Source organism: Amycolatopsis pittospori (assembly GCF_013870525.1).
GTDB classification, from domain to species: Bacteria; Actinomycetota; Actinomycetes; order Mycobacteriales; family Pseudonocardiaceae; genus Amycolatopsis; species Amycolatopsis pittospori.
In genome coordinates, this window is the sequence record NZ_JACBXD010000041.1 from 1 (window position 1) to 14,598 (window position 14,598).

The 14,598-nt window shown below is 67.5% G+C and carries 16 protein-coding genes and 1 pseudogene; 13 read left to right on the top strand and 4 right to left on the bottom strand.

Features of this window, described 5'->3' with window-relative positions; genetic code table 11:
• The 4 genes and pseudogenes from H5J31_RS22475 to H5J31_RS22490 all read left to right on the top strand — a co-directional run.
• Positions 1 to 284 (top strand): annotated as a pseudogene (locus H5J31_RS22475) (hypothetical protein); the annotation flags it as partial.
• Between the two features lie 4 nt (positions 285 to 288).
• Positions 289 to 1,059: an ESX secretion-associated protein EspG gene (locus H5J31_RS22480; RefSeq protein ID WP_181774610.1), complete on the top strand. Its 771-nt coding sequence runs from the start codon at positions 289 to 291 to the stop codon at positions 1,057 to 1,059.
• A 189-nt stretch (positions 1,060 to 1,248) separates the two neighbouring features.
• A complete protein-coding gene (locus tag H5J31_RS22485) occupies positions 1,249 to 1,560 on the top strand; it encodes a hypothetical protein (protein WP_181774611.1) in 312 nt (103 codons plus the stop codon).
• A 44-nt stretch (positions 1,561 to 1,604) separates the two neighbouring features.
• The gene (locus H5J31_RS22490) at positions 1,605 to 2,726 is read left to right on the top strand and encodes a transglycosylase SLT domain-containing protein (RefSeq protein WP_181774612.1); all 1,122 of its coding nucleotides are present in this window, start codon (positions 1,605 to 1,607) and stop codon (positions 2,724 to 2,726) included.
• 265 nt (positions 2,727 to 2,991) lie between these two features.
• Here H5J31_RS22490 and H5J31_RS22495 read toward each other — a convergent pair whose 3' ends face one another.
• On the bottom strand, positions 2,992 to 4,179 hold the full coding sequence (locus tag H5J31_RS22495; RefSeq protein WP_181774613.1) for an FAD-dependent monooxygenase: 1,188 nt from the start codon (positions 4,177 to 4,179) through the stop codon (positions 2,992 to 2,994).
• A 172-nt stretch (positions 4,180 to 4,351) separates the two neighbouring features.
• Between H5J31_RS22495 and H5J31_RS22500 the strand changes: the two genes are divergently transcribed.
• From H5J31_RS22500 to H5J31_RS22510, 3 genes are all read left to right on the top strand, one after another.
• Complete coding sequence (locus H5J31_RS22500) at positions 4,352 to 5,266, top strand: TetR/AcrR family transcriptional regulator C-terminal domain-containing protein (protein WP_181774614.1); 915 nt, start codon at positions 4,352 to 4,354, stop codon at positions 5,264 to 5,266.
• 9 nt (positions 5,267 to 5,275) lie between these two features.
• A complete protein-coding gene (locus tag H5J31_RS22505; protein ID WP_181774615.1) occupies positions 5,276 to 6,463 on the top strand; it encodes a pyridoxal phosphate-dependent aminotransferase in 1,188 nt (395 codons plus the stop codon).
• An 86-nt stretch (positions 6,464 to 6,549) separates the two neighbouring features.
• Entirely contained in the window at positions 6,550 to 6,732 is a 183-nt protein-coding gene (locus tag H5J31_RS22510; RefSeq protein ID WP_181774616.1) for a hypothetical protein, read from the top strand.
• A 10-nt stretch (positions 6,733 to 6,742) separates the two neighbouring features.
• Here the strand turns inward: H5J31_RS22510 and H5J31_RS22515 are convergent, their stop codons facing one another.
• The 3 genes from H5J31_RS22515 to H5J31_RS22525 all read right to left on the bottom strand — a co-directional run bounded on the left by H5J31_RS22515 (position 6,743) and on the right by H5J31_RS22525 (position 9,281).
• Positions 6,743 to 7,570: an SAM-dependent methyltransferase gene (locus H5J31_RS22515; RefSeq protein WP_181774617.1), complete on the bottom strand. Its 828-nt coding sequence runs from the start codon at positions 7,568 to 7,570 to the stop codon at positions 6,743 to 6,745.
• A gap of 101 nt (positions 7,571 to 7,671) precedes the next feature.
• Positions 7,672 to 8,250: an HAD family hydrolase gene (locus tag H5J31_RS22520; RefSeq protein ID WP_181774618.1), complete on the bottom strand. Its 579-nt coding sequence runs from the start codon at positions 8,248 to 8,250 to the stop codon at positions 7,672 to 7,674.
• A complete protein-coding gene (locus H5J31_RS22525) occupies positions 8,247 to 9,281 on the bottom strand; it encodes a threonine aldolase family protein (RefSeq protein ID WP_181774619.1) in 1,035 nt (344 codons plus the stop codon). Before H5J31_RS22525 ends, H5J31_RS22520 begins: the two co-directional genes overlap by 4 nt.
• Before the next feature lie 135 nt (positions 9,282 to 9,416).
• Here H5J31_RS22525 and H5J31_RS22530 point away from each other — a divergent pair, with 135 nt between their 5' ends.
• The 6 genes from H5J31_RS22530 to H5J31_RS22555 all read left to right on the top strand — a co-directional run bounded on the left by H5J31_RS22530 (position 9,417) and on the right by H5J31_RS22555 (position 14,593).
• Complete coding sequence (locus H5J31_RS22530; protein ID WP_181774620.1) at positions 9,417 to 9,935, top strand: SigE family RNA polymerase sigma factor; 519 nt, start codon at positions 9,417 to 9,419, stop codon at positions 9,933 to 9,935.
• Positions 9,922 to 10,626, top strand: a complete 705-nt coding sequence (locus H5J31_RS22535; protein ID WP_181774621.1) for a hypothetical protein — start codon at positions 9,922 to 9,924, stop codon at positions 10,624 to 10,626. The genes H5J31_RS22530 and H5J31_RS22535 overlap by 14 nt, the downstream gene beginning before the upstream one ends.
• 24 nt (positions 10,627 to 10,650) lie before the next feature.
• Complete coding sequence (locus tag H5J31_RS22540) at positions 10,651 to 11,244, top strand: TetR/AcrR family transcriptional regulator (RefSeq protein ID WP_181774622.1); 594 nt, start codon at positions 10,651 to 10,653, stop codon at positions 11,242 to 11,244.
• 149 nt (positions 11,245 to 11,393) lie between these two features.
• Positions 11,394 to 12,824 (top strand): adenylosuccinate lyase, encoded by a 1,431-nt coding sequence (gene purB / locus H5J31_RS22545; RefSeq protein ID WP_181774623.1) that lies wholly within the window; start codon positions 11,394 to 11,396, stop codon positions 12,822 to 12,824.
• Positions 12,825 to 12,986: 162 nt separating this feature from the next.
• Positions 12,987 to 13,814, top strand: coding sequence for a substrate-binding periplasmic protein (locus H5J31_RS22550; protein WP_181774624.1), 828 nt, complete (start codon positions 12,987 to 12,989; stop codon positions 13,812 to 13,814).
• Between the two features lie 5 nt (positions 13,815 to 13,819).
• Positions 13,820 to 14,593: an ABC transporter substrate-binding protein gene (locus H5J31_RS22555; protein WP_181774625.1), complete on the top strand. Its 774-nt coding sequence runs from the start codon at positions 13,820 to 13,822 to the stop codon at positions 14,591 to 14,593.
• Positions 14,594 to 14,598: the final 5 nt, after the last annotated feature.

The following is a 14,598-nucleotide window of genomic DNA, read 5'->3' on the forward strand; positions in this document are numbered from 1 at the left end:
AACGCGACCGCCGTCCCCGCCAGGAGGGCGGCGGCGTCAAGCCGACCCGTCAGCTGCCGATCGGCGAGCTCCCCGAGGAAGAGGCCATGCGCCGCTCGGAGAAGATCGGCGCGAAGCAGCCGAAGCCCGAGTCCAAGTTCATGGAGCGCGCGGCCACCCAAGACGTCGAAGAGGACGCGGAGCACATCCGCCGCTACGGCGTCGACGACAAGGACCTGTTCACCGACGAACGCATGGTTTCGCCCGACGTCATCGGTGACCACGGCAACCGGGAAGCGCGCTGACCCTGTGCCGAACGACACCGGCAGCCTGGTGCTGTCCGCCCTCGAGTTCGAGATGCTCTGGGAAGCCGAACGGCTGCCCCGCCGCCATGTCGCACTCGACGTGCCGAGCCCCGGAACCACCCATTCGGAGCGGGCGGCCCTGATCGAAGAGGCCTGGGGATCCCTGCGCGAGCGCGGTCTCGCGCGGGGACACCAGGCGTCGAGCGAACTGGTCGACATGCTGAACCTGTTCGCGCACCCCCGGCTCGCGATCGACGTCTGGGTGTGGACCGACCGCGAGATCAAGGGACAGGCGGTCAGCGTCGGCAACCAGGCACTGCTCGGCGTGATCGACTCCGGCCAGGTGTGGCTCATCCCCGCGCGGGAAAGTTCCCTGGCCGAGGCCGCGGTGTCCGTCGCCGGCGACCTCGGCCCCGGCGTCGGCCAGTCGATCAGCATCCCCCATGACGTCCTCCGCGATGCCGACGCCGCCGCCCGCGGCGACGCGAAAGCACTGGTCACCGCCCTGGAAGACCTCGACGTCCCACTCTGGCAAGCCCAGGAAGTGGCGGGCATGCTGCTCGGCCAGGAGGCACGCGGCCAGTTCGGCATCGAACGCGCCGGCCGCGACGGCCGCCCGCGCCGCGCCGACAACGTCGTCGCCTTCTACGACACGGACGCCGGCCGGTACCTGTTCCAGGTCGCGCGGAACCGCGACGGGCGGGACTGGGCGACCATCACGCCCGCCGACAATCAGCTACTGGCGACGCGGATCCGGGAAGTGGCCGACTTCTGAGTTACGTCCGACTTAAGAAGTTTCACCCCGATTCGGCCGTTTCACGAAACCGATATCGGCGGGGTGGAAGTTGGCGTGGAACCGCACACGGCCCGCTGTCGAGGTCTTACAGTATGCGCGGGAACCGTCCTGATCGGCTGCGCGTCTGATCGGGCGGACACAAGTTTTCCGTGAAGGGGATGACGAATCGTGCCTGTGTACGACCCGGATTCCATGGGGATCGCCGCCGGTCAGGTGGAGAAGCTCAAGGACGAGTTCGAGAAGACCAAAAAAGGCGTCACCGGCATGGATGACGAGAAGGAAAGCCCCTTCGGCGGAGTGGACGAGCACGGCGATGCGCATGGCGCCGTCGGTAAGTTCAAGCAGGGCGTCCACAGCGAATTCGATTCGGCCGGTCAGCTGATGGAGGCCACGGCCTTTGTGCTGCGAAAGGCGGCAGGGCTGATCGAGGAGACCGAAGCGGTGCACGTGGACAACCTGAAGGTGCACGGAGAGCTGTGACGATTCGGCCGGCCTGGGGGCCGTACGGCAAGGGGGCTTGAGCAGTGGGTTTGAACGGTGTCGGCGCCGGCACTCCGGACGGCTGGGGTGAACTCGTCAAGAAGTCCGACCAGGTCGCCAAGGTGAACCTGGACGCCATTCACAATGCTTCGGTCCAGTTCAAGAAGGCCGCTGACAACGCCGGTGACCACAGTGCGGCCTTGACTCGGTCGACGGACGCGCTGAACGGCGGCGTCTGGAACGGACCGGCGGCGGACGCCTTCTTCGAGTACGTCAAGTCCATCACCAAGGCCGGGCAGAACGTCGAAGCCCAGCTCGGCAAGGTGGTCGACGACCTCGATCGCGTCCACACCGATCTCGGCAACATCAAGACCCAGGTCGCCGACGCCTACAAGGGTGCGGAAGAAGCCGTCAACGAGCGGAACACCCGGGCGGAGGCGGACAAGAACGCGGCGGTTCAAGCCGCCGCACAGGCCGAAAAGGATCACAAGCCGGCGCCCAGTCCTTCGGCCGCCGAGATCATCCAGAAGGCCAAGACGGACATCAACACGATCACCAGCAATGCGGACACCCGGGTCAAGGGCCTGCTCGACCAGGCCAACACCATGATCAAGCAGTCCCAAGACCTGATGAAGAAGGACATCGAGGGCGGCTACTCCAAGGTTCCCATGCCCGGTAAGGACGGCTCCGTCCCCAAGCGCACCGGCGGTCTCCACACCGGAGGTGGCGGTGGAGGAGGAGGCGGCGGTGGCGGTGGTGGGGGCGGCGGCCTCGGGCCGAGTGGCGGTCCGCCGTCGACGACGCCGCCGGGGAACGTCCAGCAGTGGATCCAGGAAGCCATCAAGATCCTGCAGGCGGCCGGTATCCCGGTGACCGAGGCCGACATCAACAAGATCTGGACGATCATCGAGAAGGAGTCCGGCGGTAACCCCAACGCCATCAACAACTGGGACTCCAACGCGGCGAAGGGCACTCCGTCCAAGGGGCTGATGCAGTGCATCGACCCGACCTTCAACGCGCACAAGCTTCCCGGGCACGACGACATCTACAACCCGATCGACAACATCATCGCGGGCGTGCGGTACACGTTCTCGCGGTACGGCGGGTTCGAGGGGCACCCGGGTCTGAAGTCGATGGCCGGTGGCGGCGGCTACCAGGGCTACTGAGTCGTGAGTGGTAAGGACGGTTCCAACCCAATGCCACGTAGCTTGAGTTGATCTTGGGTGGGTCTCGATCGTCACCATGGAGGTGCTCGGCTGGGTGGTGAAGGCCTCCTTGCCTACCTTGAGGGTAGTGAAGGAGGCCTTCATGGACGCGCGATCCGACATGCCATGTTCGCCCAGTCGCACCCCGGGTTCGATGCCGGCGACTCATCCAGCTCGAAAGATCGACTCAAGCTAGGTGGCATTGCGTTCTAACCGTCCTTACCGCTCAAGAGTAATCCTTCAGTGCCAACGCGTTCGAGGCCTCGGTCAGCGGGCGCATGGCCGCCTTCATCACCCGCGATCGGAACGGCAGATAACGCAGCGCCCGCAGGGACTGGATCTGCCTCCACTGCGCGAACCTCGTCTGCTTCCGCTGGTTCAGTGACGCCAGCGCTTGGTTCTGTAGCACGAACGGCCGGATTTCCCTTTCGTACGAGGCAAAGGCCGAACGATGGTCGCGAGTGGAAGCCAGTGATCCCGCGAGCACATAAGCTCCGACGAGCGCCAAACTGGTTCCCTGTCCCGAAAGCGGCGACGGGCCGTAGCCGGCATCGCCGACTAGGGCGACCCGTCCTTCGGTAAAGCGGTCCATCCGGATCTGCGTCATCGAATCGAAGTACAGCTCACTCGACGTCATTTCCCGGAGCAGTCGCGGCACTTCCCAGCCCTGGTCCGCGAACAGATCGGCGATCAGTTTCCGTTGCTGCTCGACGTCATGGCGGTCGAAGTCGAGTTCCGGCGACTGGAAGCCGAGCATCGCTCGCGCCTCCGTGTTGCCTCGCGCGCTGTAGACGCCGGCCATTTTCCCGGGCGTCATATGGAAAGTCTGCCAGTGGTCCAGGTCCAGGAAGTTCGGAATGGTGAACACCGCCAGGTAGGTGTCCAGGTAGTGCGAAAACTGTTTCTCCGCACCGAAAATCAGTGACCGGACGGCTGAATGCTGGCCGTCCGCGCCGACGACGAGGTCGAAGTCCCGGGCTTCGCCGCGAGCGAAGGTGACCCGTGTGCCGTCGGCATCCTGCGTGATCCCGGTGATCCAGTCGCCGTAGACGTACTCGACGCCTTCCTGTGCGACGGACGCCAGTGTGTCCGTGAGGTCGTCCCGCAGGATCTCGACGTCGTCGCTGTCGGTGAGACCAGCGGTCAGCGTGTGTTCGGTGACCTTCACCAGGGTCTTCCCGGCCCCGTTCACGAAGGACATCCCGCGCATGTCCGTGCTCAGTTCCCGGACGCGCCCGAGCAGGCCCATCCGGTCGACGACGCCGAGCGCCGTGCCGCGGATGTCGACGGCGTGCCCGCCGGAGCGCGGTTCCGGGGCGCGCTCGACGACGGTCGGCGCGAAGCCGTGGCGACGCAGCCAGTAAGCGAGCGTCGTTCCGGCGATCCCCGCGCCCGAAATCAGCACCTTCTGCATGTGAACTCCCCTGTGTACGCTGTTTTGAAGCACTGCGTACAACGTATGAGTGCTGCGGCAACACCCCAGGAAAACAGGCTGGAAAACTCGACTGCACTAGTGCGATCGGCCGGGAAAACCTGCTTCGGTCGGACGAAGAGGGCAGAAGTGCACTAGGGCAGGAGGAGGCGTCATGACCGATCCGCCCTACCTACGGATCGCTACGGAGATCCGCCGCCGGATCGCGGCCGGTGAGCTGCGCGAAGGTGAGAAGGTGCCGTCGACGCGTCAGATCGTCGCCGAGTGGGGTGTCGCGATGGCGACCGCGACCAAGGTCCTCGCCACCCTCAAACAGGACGGCCTGGTCGTCGCCAAATCCGGCAAAGGCACGGTCGTCGCGAGCCGCGGCCCGAAAGCGGCTCCGAAGGCCGCGCCGAAGACCGAGGCCGACCTGTCACGAGAGCGGGTGGTCAAGGCGGCGATCAGGATCGCGGACGCCGAGGGCATCCGTGCGCTCTCCATGCGCCGCATCGCGTCCGGTCTCGGGGTCGCCACGATGGCGCTTTATCGCCATGTCGCCGCGAAAGAGGAGCTGATCCTCGAGATGGCGGATGTCGCGCTCGGTGAGATCCGCTTCCCGGCCGATCCGCCCGCAGGCTGGCGGGCGCAGCTGGAGCTGATGGCCAGGGCCCAGTGGGCGTTGTTCCGGCGGCATCCCTGGCTCGCCCAGGCGCTCTCGGTCACTCGGCCCCAACCGCTACCGAACCTGCTCCGCCACGCCGATTGGGCCACCCGCGCACTCGACGGCCACGGCCTTCCGGCGTCGACGATCATGTACGCGCACATCACGATCTTCAACCACGTCCGCGGGATCGCGCTCAACTTCGAGGCCGAGACCGAGACCGAAGCGGGGACGGCGAGTTCGGTCGAGGACTGGCTGGCCCGGCAGGAACCGATCCTCTGGGACCTGGTCTCCGACGGGCGCTTCCCGAACTTCGCCGGCGTCGTCAGCCGCGCTCCGTTCGACTACGACCTCGACACGCTCTTCGAGTTCGGCCTTCAACGCCTCCTCGACGGCTACGCGGTTCTCCTCGCGAAGGCGAGTTAGCCTCACCCCATGTCGTTTCCCGGTCCCGCCGCTCGGTCCGACGTCCCGCCGTTCCATGTCATGGACGTCCTTTCGGCCGCGCAGGCAAGGCAGCGCAGCCACGGCGATCTGATCCCGATGGTCGCGGGCCAGCCGTCCGCGCCCGCGCCGCGGCCGGTGCTCGAAGCGGCACAGCGCGCGCTGAAGGACCAGAACCTCGGCTACACCGTGCAACTCGGCATCCCCGAACTGCGCGAAGCCGTGGCGGCGCATTACAACCGCACGTATCCGGTCGACGTGAGCCCGCAGGACGTCATCATGACCACCGGCTCTTCCGGCGGTTTCCTGCTTTCGTTCCTCAGCGCGTTCGAGGCGGGCGACCGCGTCGCGATGGCGCGTCCCGGTTACCCGGCCTACCGCAATCTGCTGAAGGTGCTCGGTTGCGAGGTCGTCGAGTTCGCCACCGGGCCCGAGACGAACTTTCAGCCGACCGTCGCACTGCTCGACGAACTGGGCCCGGTCAAGGGACTCATCGTGGCCAGCCCGAGCAATCCGACCGGCACGGTCCTACCACCGGGTGAACTCGCTGCGATCAGCGGCTGGTGCGCGTCACGCGGGGTGCAGTTGATCAGCGACGAGATCTACCACGGGATCTCCTACGGCAGCGAGCTCGACTGCGCGTGGCAGTACGGGAACGAAGCGCTCGTCCTCGGCTCGTTCTCCAAGTACTTCGCCATGACCGGCTGGCGGCTCGGCTGGATGCTCGCGCCGCAGCGGCTGCATCGCGCGATCGACGTCCTGACCGGCAACTTCACCATCTGCCCGCCCGCGGTCTCCCAGCACGCGGCCGTGGCGGCGTTCACCCAGGAGTCGTACGCGGAGGCCGACGGACACGTCGAGCGCTACCGCGAGAACCGCGATGCGCTCTTCACCGGCCTCAAGTCCATCGGCATCGACAATCTCGCACCCGCCGAAGGCGCCTTCTACGCTTACGCGGACGTCTCCGCGTACACGACTGACAGCCTCAGCTGGTGCCAGCGTCTCCTCGCCGACACCGGTGTCGCGATCGCTCCCGGGATCGACTTCGACCCTGTCGACGGAGGCAAGTTCGTGCGGTTCTCGTTCGCGGGCGCGCGTGAAGAGATCGACGAAGGCGTCCGCAGGCTCGGCGACTGGCTCGGCTCTCAGGGGGAACCCGGAATTCTCCCTGAACGTTAGGCAGAACGAAGGCGATCAAGAGCTCAGCCTGACAACCTGGACTCACCGGGCCCGCATGGGCCACGGTGAGGCAATCGGAGGAAGCCATGTTCTGGAAGATCGTCGGAGGACTGATCCTGGCGTGGGTGGCCTTCATGGTGCTCGGGTCCGTGCTCGGTTTTCTCGTGAAGGCCGTCTTTTGGATCGCCGTCATCGGCGGTGCGGTCTTCCTCGGCACGGCCGCGTACGGCGCCATCAAGGGCAAGAAAGCCCCGAAGCAGCTTCGCTGAGCAGCGAAAGCTAGGGCTTGCGCGCCACCCCGCCGAGTGACGTGAGGTTCACGGGCGAGAGCGGGGTGAAGCGCGGGCCGTCCGGCCACCACAGGTGCGGGTACGTCAGCCCGGGGTCGACGAGTTCGAGTCCGTCGAAGAGCGACTCGATCTCCTCGCGTGTGCGGAACATCGTGTCGAGTCCCGTACCGCTGAAGCGCTTCTCGAGTGACGTCGCGACGTCGGCGGCTTCGGAGCCGTCGGCCGGGTTGTGCTGGTGAAGCAGCACGACGAACGAGCCCGGGGCCAGCGCGTCGACGTAGGTGCGGACGATCTCGCGTGCCTCGTCCAGGTCCTGGATGTGGTGGATGATCGCGCACAGGATGAGCCCGGCGGGCCGGTCGAAGTCCAACCGGTGGGTGCGGGAAAGGTCCTCGATGACCTTGGCCGGCTCGGTCAGGTCGTAGCCCGCCATATGCGCGAAGTCGTTCGCCGCGAGCACGGCGCGGCCGTGTGCCTGGACCACCGGGTCGTGGTCGACGTAGACGACCTCCGCCTCGGGGTTGTACCGCTGCGCGACCCGGTGCGTGTTGTCCACGGTCGGGAAGCCGGAGCCGAGGTCGAGGAACTGGTCGAGCCCGGCCCTGTCGGTCAGGTAGCGCACGGTGCGGACCAGCCAGTGCCGGACCTCTTTGGCCATGACCTGCGCCTCCGGCGCGAGCTCCAGGATCTGCCGCAGCACCACCCTGTCGGCCTCGTAATTGTCGTGCCCGCCCATCAGGGCATCGAAGACCCGCGCGATGCTCGGCCGGTCGAAATCGACGGGCACGATCGGACGCCGCTCGTCTAAACCTGGCATGGACACCTACCGGGGTAACTCGGTTCGGGACGCTTCCACCTTAGGTCATCAACTTCACCGCGTGTAAGCGGATGAGCGGCGAGGGTGAGATCTCCGCCCGATCAGCCGAGTGCGGATTCGGCGGTTTCCACGCCCAGCCAGCGTTCCGCCTTCATCCCCACAGCTCGCGCACCGTCCACATTGGACTGCCGATCGTCGAAGAACAGGCAGTCGGCCGGATCGGCGCCGAGTTCGCCGAGCAGGATCCGGTAGATCTTCGCGTCGGGCTTCAGACAGCCGAGATCGCCGGAAAAGAGCTTCACGCGGAACAGGTTCGCCCATTCCTGCTCGCGGACCCAGCGGCCGAAGGTCGACGACGCGTTGGAGAGCAGCGCGAGCGCGGCGCCTGCCTCGTGCAGGCCTTCCAGCAGTTCCATGACCGCCGGTTCGAGGTGCGTCCAGCCTTCGACGTCGATCCGGGTCAGTTCGTCGGCGAAGGCCTGGTCGACGGGGACGTTCAGGGCGCGTCCCACGCTCTGCCAGTACTCGAGGTCCGAGCCGCCGGAGTCGTAGCGGACCCGCTCGGCCCAGTAGTGCGGCTCGAACTCGGCGAGGTCGAGGCCGAACGCCTCGGCCAGTTTCGGCTTGGCGTCGGTGTGCTCGCTGATGACGTCGCCGTAGTCGAAAACGATCCAGTTCATGGTCGGCCCCCGGTCTTGACGCGGTGAAGGGTCTCTTCGATGTCGGCCGCGGAGAGGTCGCGGTGCAGGACGAACCGGACCCGGCCCGCCATCGGCAGTGCGCGGATCCCGAGTCCGTTCAGCCAGGTCAGACGGCCTTCGAGATCGGGAACCGTGGCCAGCACGATGTTGGTCTCGGGTGCGTTGACCTCCCAGCAGAGTTCGGTCAGCCCGGCCGCGAGCCGCGCCGCGTTCTCGTGCGACTCGGCGAGCTCGTCGATGCGGTCCAGCGCGATCAGGCAGGCCGCGGCCAGCACGCCGCCCTGGCGGACCCCGCCGCCGAGCATCTGCCGCATCCGCCGCGCCTTCTCGATGAACTCCGGGCTGCCCGCGAGCACCGAGCCGACCGGCGCGCCGAGGCCCTTGGAGAAGCAGGCCGAGACGCTGTCGACGCCGACCGTGAGCGCCGCCGGCGGGACCTGCAGCGCGACCGCCGCGTGCCAGAGGCGGGCGCCGTCGAGGTGCACGGTGAGTCCGGCCTGCTTGGCCACCGCCAGCAGCTGGGCGTGTTCGTCGGGCGGGGTGATCGCGCCGCCGGCCGCGTTATGCGTGTTCTCCAGGCACAACAGCGAGGTCCGCAGCGCGTAGTACGGCCCGCCGGGGGCGCCGATCGCGGCCGAGAGCGCGTCGGGCGTGGGGCGGCCGGGTCCGGCGTCGTGTTCCAGCGGGTCCGGCATGCCGCCGGCCAGCCAGGCCGCGGAGCCGAGTTCGTTCGTGAGCACGTGTGCGCCACGCGGCGCGAGGAAGCGGTCGCCGCGCCGCAGGTGGACGCTCAACGCGATCAGGTTCGCCATGGTCCCGCTCGGGGTCCACAGCGCCGACGGCATGCCGAGGAGTTTCGCGGCGCGCTGCTCGAGCGCGGCGACCGTCGGGTCGGTGCCGATGACGTTGTCGTCGACCTCCGCGTTCGCCATGGCCTGCCGCATGACGCTGTCCGGGCGGGTCACCGTGTCGGAGCGGAAATCGATGGCCGAGCTGGGGCTGAAGGTCACGGTAAGATCACATCACATCCTCCCGCTCACCATCAATCGCCTCCCCGGCTGGTCCGCCGCGCCCGCTCATGCAACCGTGGACGCCCCCGGTTCCGTCTTACCCACCGACGAAGCAAGAGCGGAGACAACAACCGCGTGAACCAGCGCGACGAACAAGAGTTCGCGGAGTACTTCGCCGCGAAGCGCGAATCCGTGCGCAGGACCGCTTACATGCTCTGCGGTGACTGGCATCGCGCGGACGACCTCGCGCAGACGGCGTTCGTCGCGCTGCACCGGAGGTGGAAGAAGATCAGGGAACGGGCGGCGACCGACGCCTACGTCCGGAAGACGCTGGTCAGGGCGGCCATCGACGAGTCGAGGCGGCCGTGGCGGCGGGAGTGGCAGACCGAGGTGCTGCCCGAACCGCCGCAGGACGGCTTCGACCTCGGCGAACAGGTCGTCACCAGGGAAGACCTTCTGGCCGCGCTGCGCGAAGTGCCCCCGAAACAGCGGGCTGTGCTGGTGCTCCGGTTCTTCGAAGGGCTGGACGTCGGCGCGGCCGCGAAGGCGCTCGGCTGCAGTGAAGGCAACGTCAAGAGCCAGACCGCTCGCGGGCTGGCGAACCTCAGGCAGGTCATGGAGAAGGAGGAGGTGGCACGGGATGGACGAGAATGAACTGAAGGCGTTGTTCCGTGACGCCCCCGGCGACACGCCGTCGTCGACCTTCGACACCGCCGACGTCGTTCGCGCTTCCAAACGCGCCACCGCTCGACGCCGAAACGGTATCGCGGTGGCCTGTAGTGCGGTGGTTTTGGTCTTGGGCGGAGTGGGCATTTTCGGCGTGCTCGGCGACGTCGATCTCGGATCGCCGACGGCGGCGAAATCCGACAACGAGGCCGCGGCCCCGGGGCAACCCGGCGCGGCGTCCGCACGTCCTCTTGATAGCGGGGAGTCCACGAACTTCTCGAACCCGCCGCCTCAGCAGGGGGGCGGCGGGCCAGAGAAGACCGGCCAGATGTCGGCCGAAGGCACCTACGGGTGCGACCAGGTGGATCGGGAGCTCGCCACCGCCCTCGCTGGCGAGCTCCCGGTCCCCGTGGATGTCGCCCAGGCGACGCCCGGCGACATCTGTACGACGGGGGCCAGGTCCGCGGGGTTCCAGGTGCCGGGCGGAACGGTCGCGGTCGCGGTCTTCCCCGCCGGTTCCTCGGTCCCTCCGGTGCCCACCGGGGCTTCGAGTGCGCAGCGGACCACCGCCAAGGGCTCGTTGGTGGTCGTGGTGAGCCTCGGCGACGGCTCGGGCAGGCCCGCGTTCGGGGAATCCGACGTCGACCGCTTCGCCGGTGTGCTCGCGGCTCGTTACTGAACGCGCCTGGCAAAATAGCCCGTCATGACCGCCGCAGCGACAACGCCGAAGGGTGAGCGACGGCGCGCCGAGCTCATCGAGTCCGCCGCGTCGCTGCTGGCCGAGGGCGGGTTCGACGCCGTGCGGCACCGTGCGGTCGCTGAACGCGCGGGATTGCCGCTTGCCTCGACGACGTACTACTTCGACTCGCTCGAAGAGCTCATCACGGCCGCGGTGGAGCACCACTCGAACATGGAACTGGAGACCGGACGTCACCGGCTCGAAGAGCTGGCGACCCGCAACCGCGGCGTCGAGGCCACCGTCGACCTGGTGCTGGACATGCTGCTCGGCCCGGTCCGCCCGGATCGCGAGGCCGACGCCGAGGCCGTCCTCCTGCGCTACGAACGTCTGGTCGCCACCGGCCGTCGCCCCTACCTGCGGCCGCTCATGCGGACGCTGTCCGCGCAGCTGTACGAACTGCTCCACGAGATCTTCGCGCGCTCCGGCACCCCGGTGGACAGCGCGGAACTGGAGCGGCTGGTCGCCTTGGTCGACGGCGCCGTGGTCAACGCGCTGATCGAGGTCGACCCGGAGCCCCGCGCCGCCGCCGCCCGCATGCTGCAGACCGCCCTCGCCTGACCCCGGGGTTGGGGTGGCACCCTCGCATTTCGTCCTCTGAACGCGGTAGTTCGTGTTGCCAACTACCGCGTTCGGAGGACGAAATGCGGTGGTTCGTGTCGCCGACTACCGCGATCAGAGGACGAAATGCTGCGGGCTAGTCTGGCCGCGTGACGGACAAGCCCTCCATTCCCAACGTGCTCGCCGGCCGCTACGCCTCGCCTGAGCTGGTCGAACTGTGGTCCCCGGAACACAAGGTCGTGCTGGAGCGCGAGCTCTGGCTCGCCGTGCTCCGCGCGCAGGCCGACCTCGGCGTCGAGGTCCCGGACGGCGTCGTCGCCGACTACGAGCGCGTGCTGGAGCAGGTCGACCTCGGGTCGATCGCCGCGCGGGAGCGGGTCACCCGTCACGACGTGAAGGCCCGGATCGAGGAGTTCAACGCACTCGCCGGACACGAGCACGTCCACAAGGGCATGACGTCGCGTGACCTCACCGAGAACGTCGAGCAGCTGCAGGTGCGGCGCTCGCTGGAGCTGATGCGCAGCCGCGTCGGCGCGGTGCTGGCCCGGCTCGCCGCGATCGCGGTGGAGCACTCCGACACGGTGATGGCCGGCCGTTCGCACAACGTCGCCGCGCAGGCCACGACGCTGGGCAAGCGCTTCGCCACCGCCGCCGACGAGATGCTGGTCGCGTTCGAGCGGCTCGACGACCTCATCGGCCGCTACCCGCTGCGCGGTATCAAGGGCCCGGTCGGCACCGCGCAGGACATGCTCGACCTGCTCGGCGACGAGTCCACTTTGGACGAACTGGAGTCGCGGGTCGCGAACCACCTCGGCTTCGAGCGGGTGTTCACCAGCGTCGGCCAGGTGTACCCGCGTTCGCTCGACTTCGACGTGCTGTCCACCGTGGTCCAGCTGGCCGCCGCGCCGTCGAGCCTGGCGAAGACGATCCGCCTGATGGCGGGCAACGAGCTGGTCACCGAGGGCTTCAAACCGGGCCAGGTCGGCTCGTCCGCCATGCCGCACAAGATGAACACGCGTTCGTGTGAGCGGGTCAACGGGCTCGCCGTCGTGCTGCGCGGCTACCTGTCGATGATCGGCGAGCTCGCCGGCGATCAGTGGAACGAAGGCGACGTCTCCGATTCGGTCGTCCGCCGGGTCGCGCTGCCCGACGCGTTCTTCGCGCTCGACGGTCTGCTGGAGACCTTCCTCACGGTTCTGGCCGAGTTCGGGGCCTTCCCGGCGGTCATTTCCCGTGAGCTCGATCGCTATCTGCCGTTCCTCGCGACCACGAAGGTGCTCATGGCCTCGGTCCGCGCGGGCGTCGGGCGTGAAACCGCTCACGAGGCCATCAAGGAGAACGCGGTCTCCGTCGCACTCGCCATGCGGGAGCAGGGGCTCGCGGAGAACGATCTCCTCGACCGCCTCGCCGCCGACGAGCGCATCCCGCTCGACCGCGGTGAGCTGGACAAACTCCTCGCCGACCGGATCTCGTTCACCGGTGTCGCACCGCGTCAGGTGGCCGCGATCGCGTCGCGCGTCGAGGACGTCCTCAAGCGTTTCCCGGAGGCCGCGGCGTACACGCCGGCACCGATCCTCTGACGTGTGAGCAGCCCCACCACGGGGCGTTCACAGAGTGGGACGAAGTTACTCGATCGGGCGAAATGCCTAATCTCGATCGCTGAACCCGGAGCGCCAGGCCGCCCATGAGGCGGCCTGGCGTGCTTGTATCGCGCCTTGCGCGCCGAAACCCTGGAAGAAGCGATGAGATCCACGCTGTCGAAATTCGTCGCCGTCGTCACGGCGGGTGCGGCCACCCTCGCCCTCGCCGCCTGCGGCTCCGGCGAACCCGCCGCGAGCGGCCAGAAGCTCCGCGTCGGCACCCTGACCGACGCGCCGCCGTCGATCTACCTGGAGAACGGCAACTTCACCGGCTACGACAACGAACTCCTCCGCGACATCGCCAAACGTGAGGGTTTCGAGGTCGAGTTCGTCGGCACCGAGTTCGCCGGTCTGCTGGCGTCGGTCGCCACCAACAAGTTCGACATCGGCAGCTCCACGATCTCCACCACCGAGGCCCGCAAGAAGACCGTCGCGTTCAGCAACGGTTACTCCACCGGCTTCACCACGATCGTCACCAAGAAGGGCGCGAACCTCAAGGACGTCGCCTCCTTCAGTGGCAAGCGGCTCGGCGTCGTGCAGGCGTCGGTGCAGGACGATTTCGCCACCGGCAAGGTCCCCGGCGCCAACGTCGTCCGCTTCCCCGACTACAACGCGGGTTTCGCGCAGCTGAAGGCCGGCGGCCTCGACGGCTGGGTCGTGCCGAAGGACATCGGCCACAAGTACCTCGACCAGAACCCGGACGTGCCGCTGGAGTTCGGCTACACCGTCGAGACCAAGGACACGCCGTCCGCGTTCGCCGTCCGCAAGGACAACAAGGATCTGCTGAAGAAGCTCAACGACGGTCTCGCGAAGGCCGTGGCGGACGGCACCGTCGCCCGCCTGCACGCTCAGTTCTTCAAGAACGAGCCGCTGCCGAAGGAACTCGAGCAGGGCGGCCCCGGCCTGCCCGTGCAGAACCCGGGGGTCTGAACATCATGAAGAAAATGTTGATCGCCACGCTCGCGGCCGGTCTCGTCGCCGTGCTCGCCGCCTGCGGTGGCGGGGACGCCGCCGCCGACAAGACCCTCCGCGTCGGCACGCTGAGCGACGCGCCGCCGAACATCTACGTCGAGAACGGCAACTACACCGGGTTCGACAACGAGCTGCTGAAGGCCATCGCCGCCAAGCAGAACCTGAAGCTCGAGTTCGCCTCGACCGACTTCTCGTCGCTGCTGGGCCAGGTCGCGAACAACCAGTTCGACATCGGCAGCTCGGCCATCGCGCAGACCGACGAGCGCAAGAAGAACGTCGACTTCTCCAGCCCGTACAACTTCGAAGTGATGAGCATCCAGACCAAGGACGGCTCGCCGATCACCGAAGAGAAGGCCTTGTCCGGCAAGCGGGTCGCGGTCATCCAGGCGACGGTCGGCGACAAGTGGCTCACCTCGACCGTGCCGGACGCGCAGGCCGTGCGGTTCCCCGGTTACGCCCCGGCGCTGGCCGCGCTCAAGAGCGGCGCCGTCGACGCCTACATCCTCGACCAGGCGATCGCCGAGACGAACGTCAAGGACAGCGCCGACGTGAAGCTCAAGGTCGTCAAGTCCTTCACCACCGACGTTCCCCATGGTTTCGCGGTGAAGAAGGGCAACACCGAACTGCAGACGAAGATCAACGAGGGCCTCAAGCAGGTCATCGCCGACGGCACCTGGGTCAAGCTGCACGAGCGGTTCCTGCCCACGGCACCGGTTCCGGACCAGTTCAAGGCGTGAGGATC

Excerpts from the sequence above, each read along its gene's own strand:
- H5J31_RS22540 (WP_181774622.1), top strand. The coding sequence starts at position 10,651 with ATGACCGCCGCAGCGACAACGCCGAAGGGTGAGCGACGGCGCGCCGAG.
- H5J31_RS22555 (WP_181774625.1), top strand. The coding sequence starts at position 13,820 with ATGAAGAAAATGTTGATCGCCACGCTCGCGGCCGGTCTCGTCGCCGTG.
- H5J31_RS22550 (WP_181774624.1), top strand. The coding sequence starts at position 12,987 with ATGAGATCCACGCTGTCGAAATTCGTCGCCGTCGTCACGGCGGGTGCG.
- H5J31_RS22520 (WP_181774618.1), bottom strand. The coding sequence starts at position 8,250 with ATGAACTGGATCGTTTTCGACTACGGCGACGTCATCAGCGAGCACACC.
- H5J31_RS22510 (WP_181774616.1), top strand. The coding sequence starts at position 6,550 with ATGTTCTGGAAGATCGTCGGAGGACTGATCCTGGCGTGGGTGGCCTTC.
- H5J31_RS22500 (WP_181774614.1), top strand. The coding sequence starts at position 4,352 with ATGACCGATCCGCCCTACCTACGGATCGCTACGGAGATCCGCCGCCGG.
- H5J31_RS22505 (WP_181774615.1), top strand. The coding sequence starts at position 5,276 with ATGTCGTTTCCCGGTCCCGCCGCTCGGTCCGACGTCCCGCCGTTCCAT.
- H5J31_RS22515 (WP_181774617.1), bottom strand. The coding sequence starts at position 7,570 with ATGCCAGGTTTAGACGAGCGGCGTCCGATCGTGCCCGTCGATTTCGAC.
- H5J31_RS22535 (WP_181774621.1), top strand. The coding sequence starts at position 9,922 with ATGGACGAGAATGAACTGAAGGCGTTGTTCCGTGACGCCCCCGGCGAC.
- H5J31_RS22495 (WP_181774613.1), bottom strand. The coding sequence starts at position 4,179 with ATGCAGAAGGTGCTGATTTCGGGCGCGGGGATCGCCGGAACGACGCTC.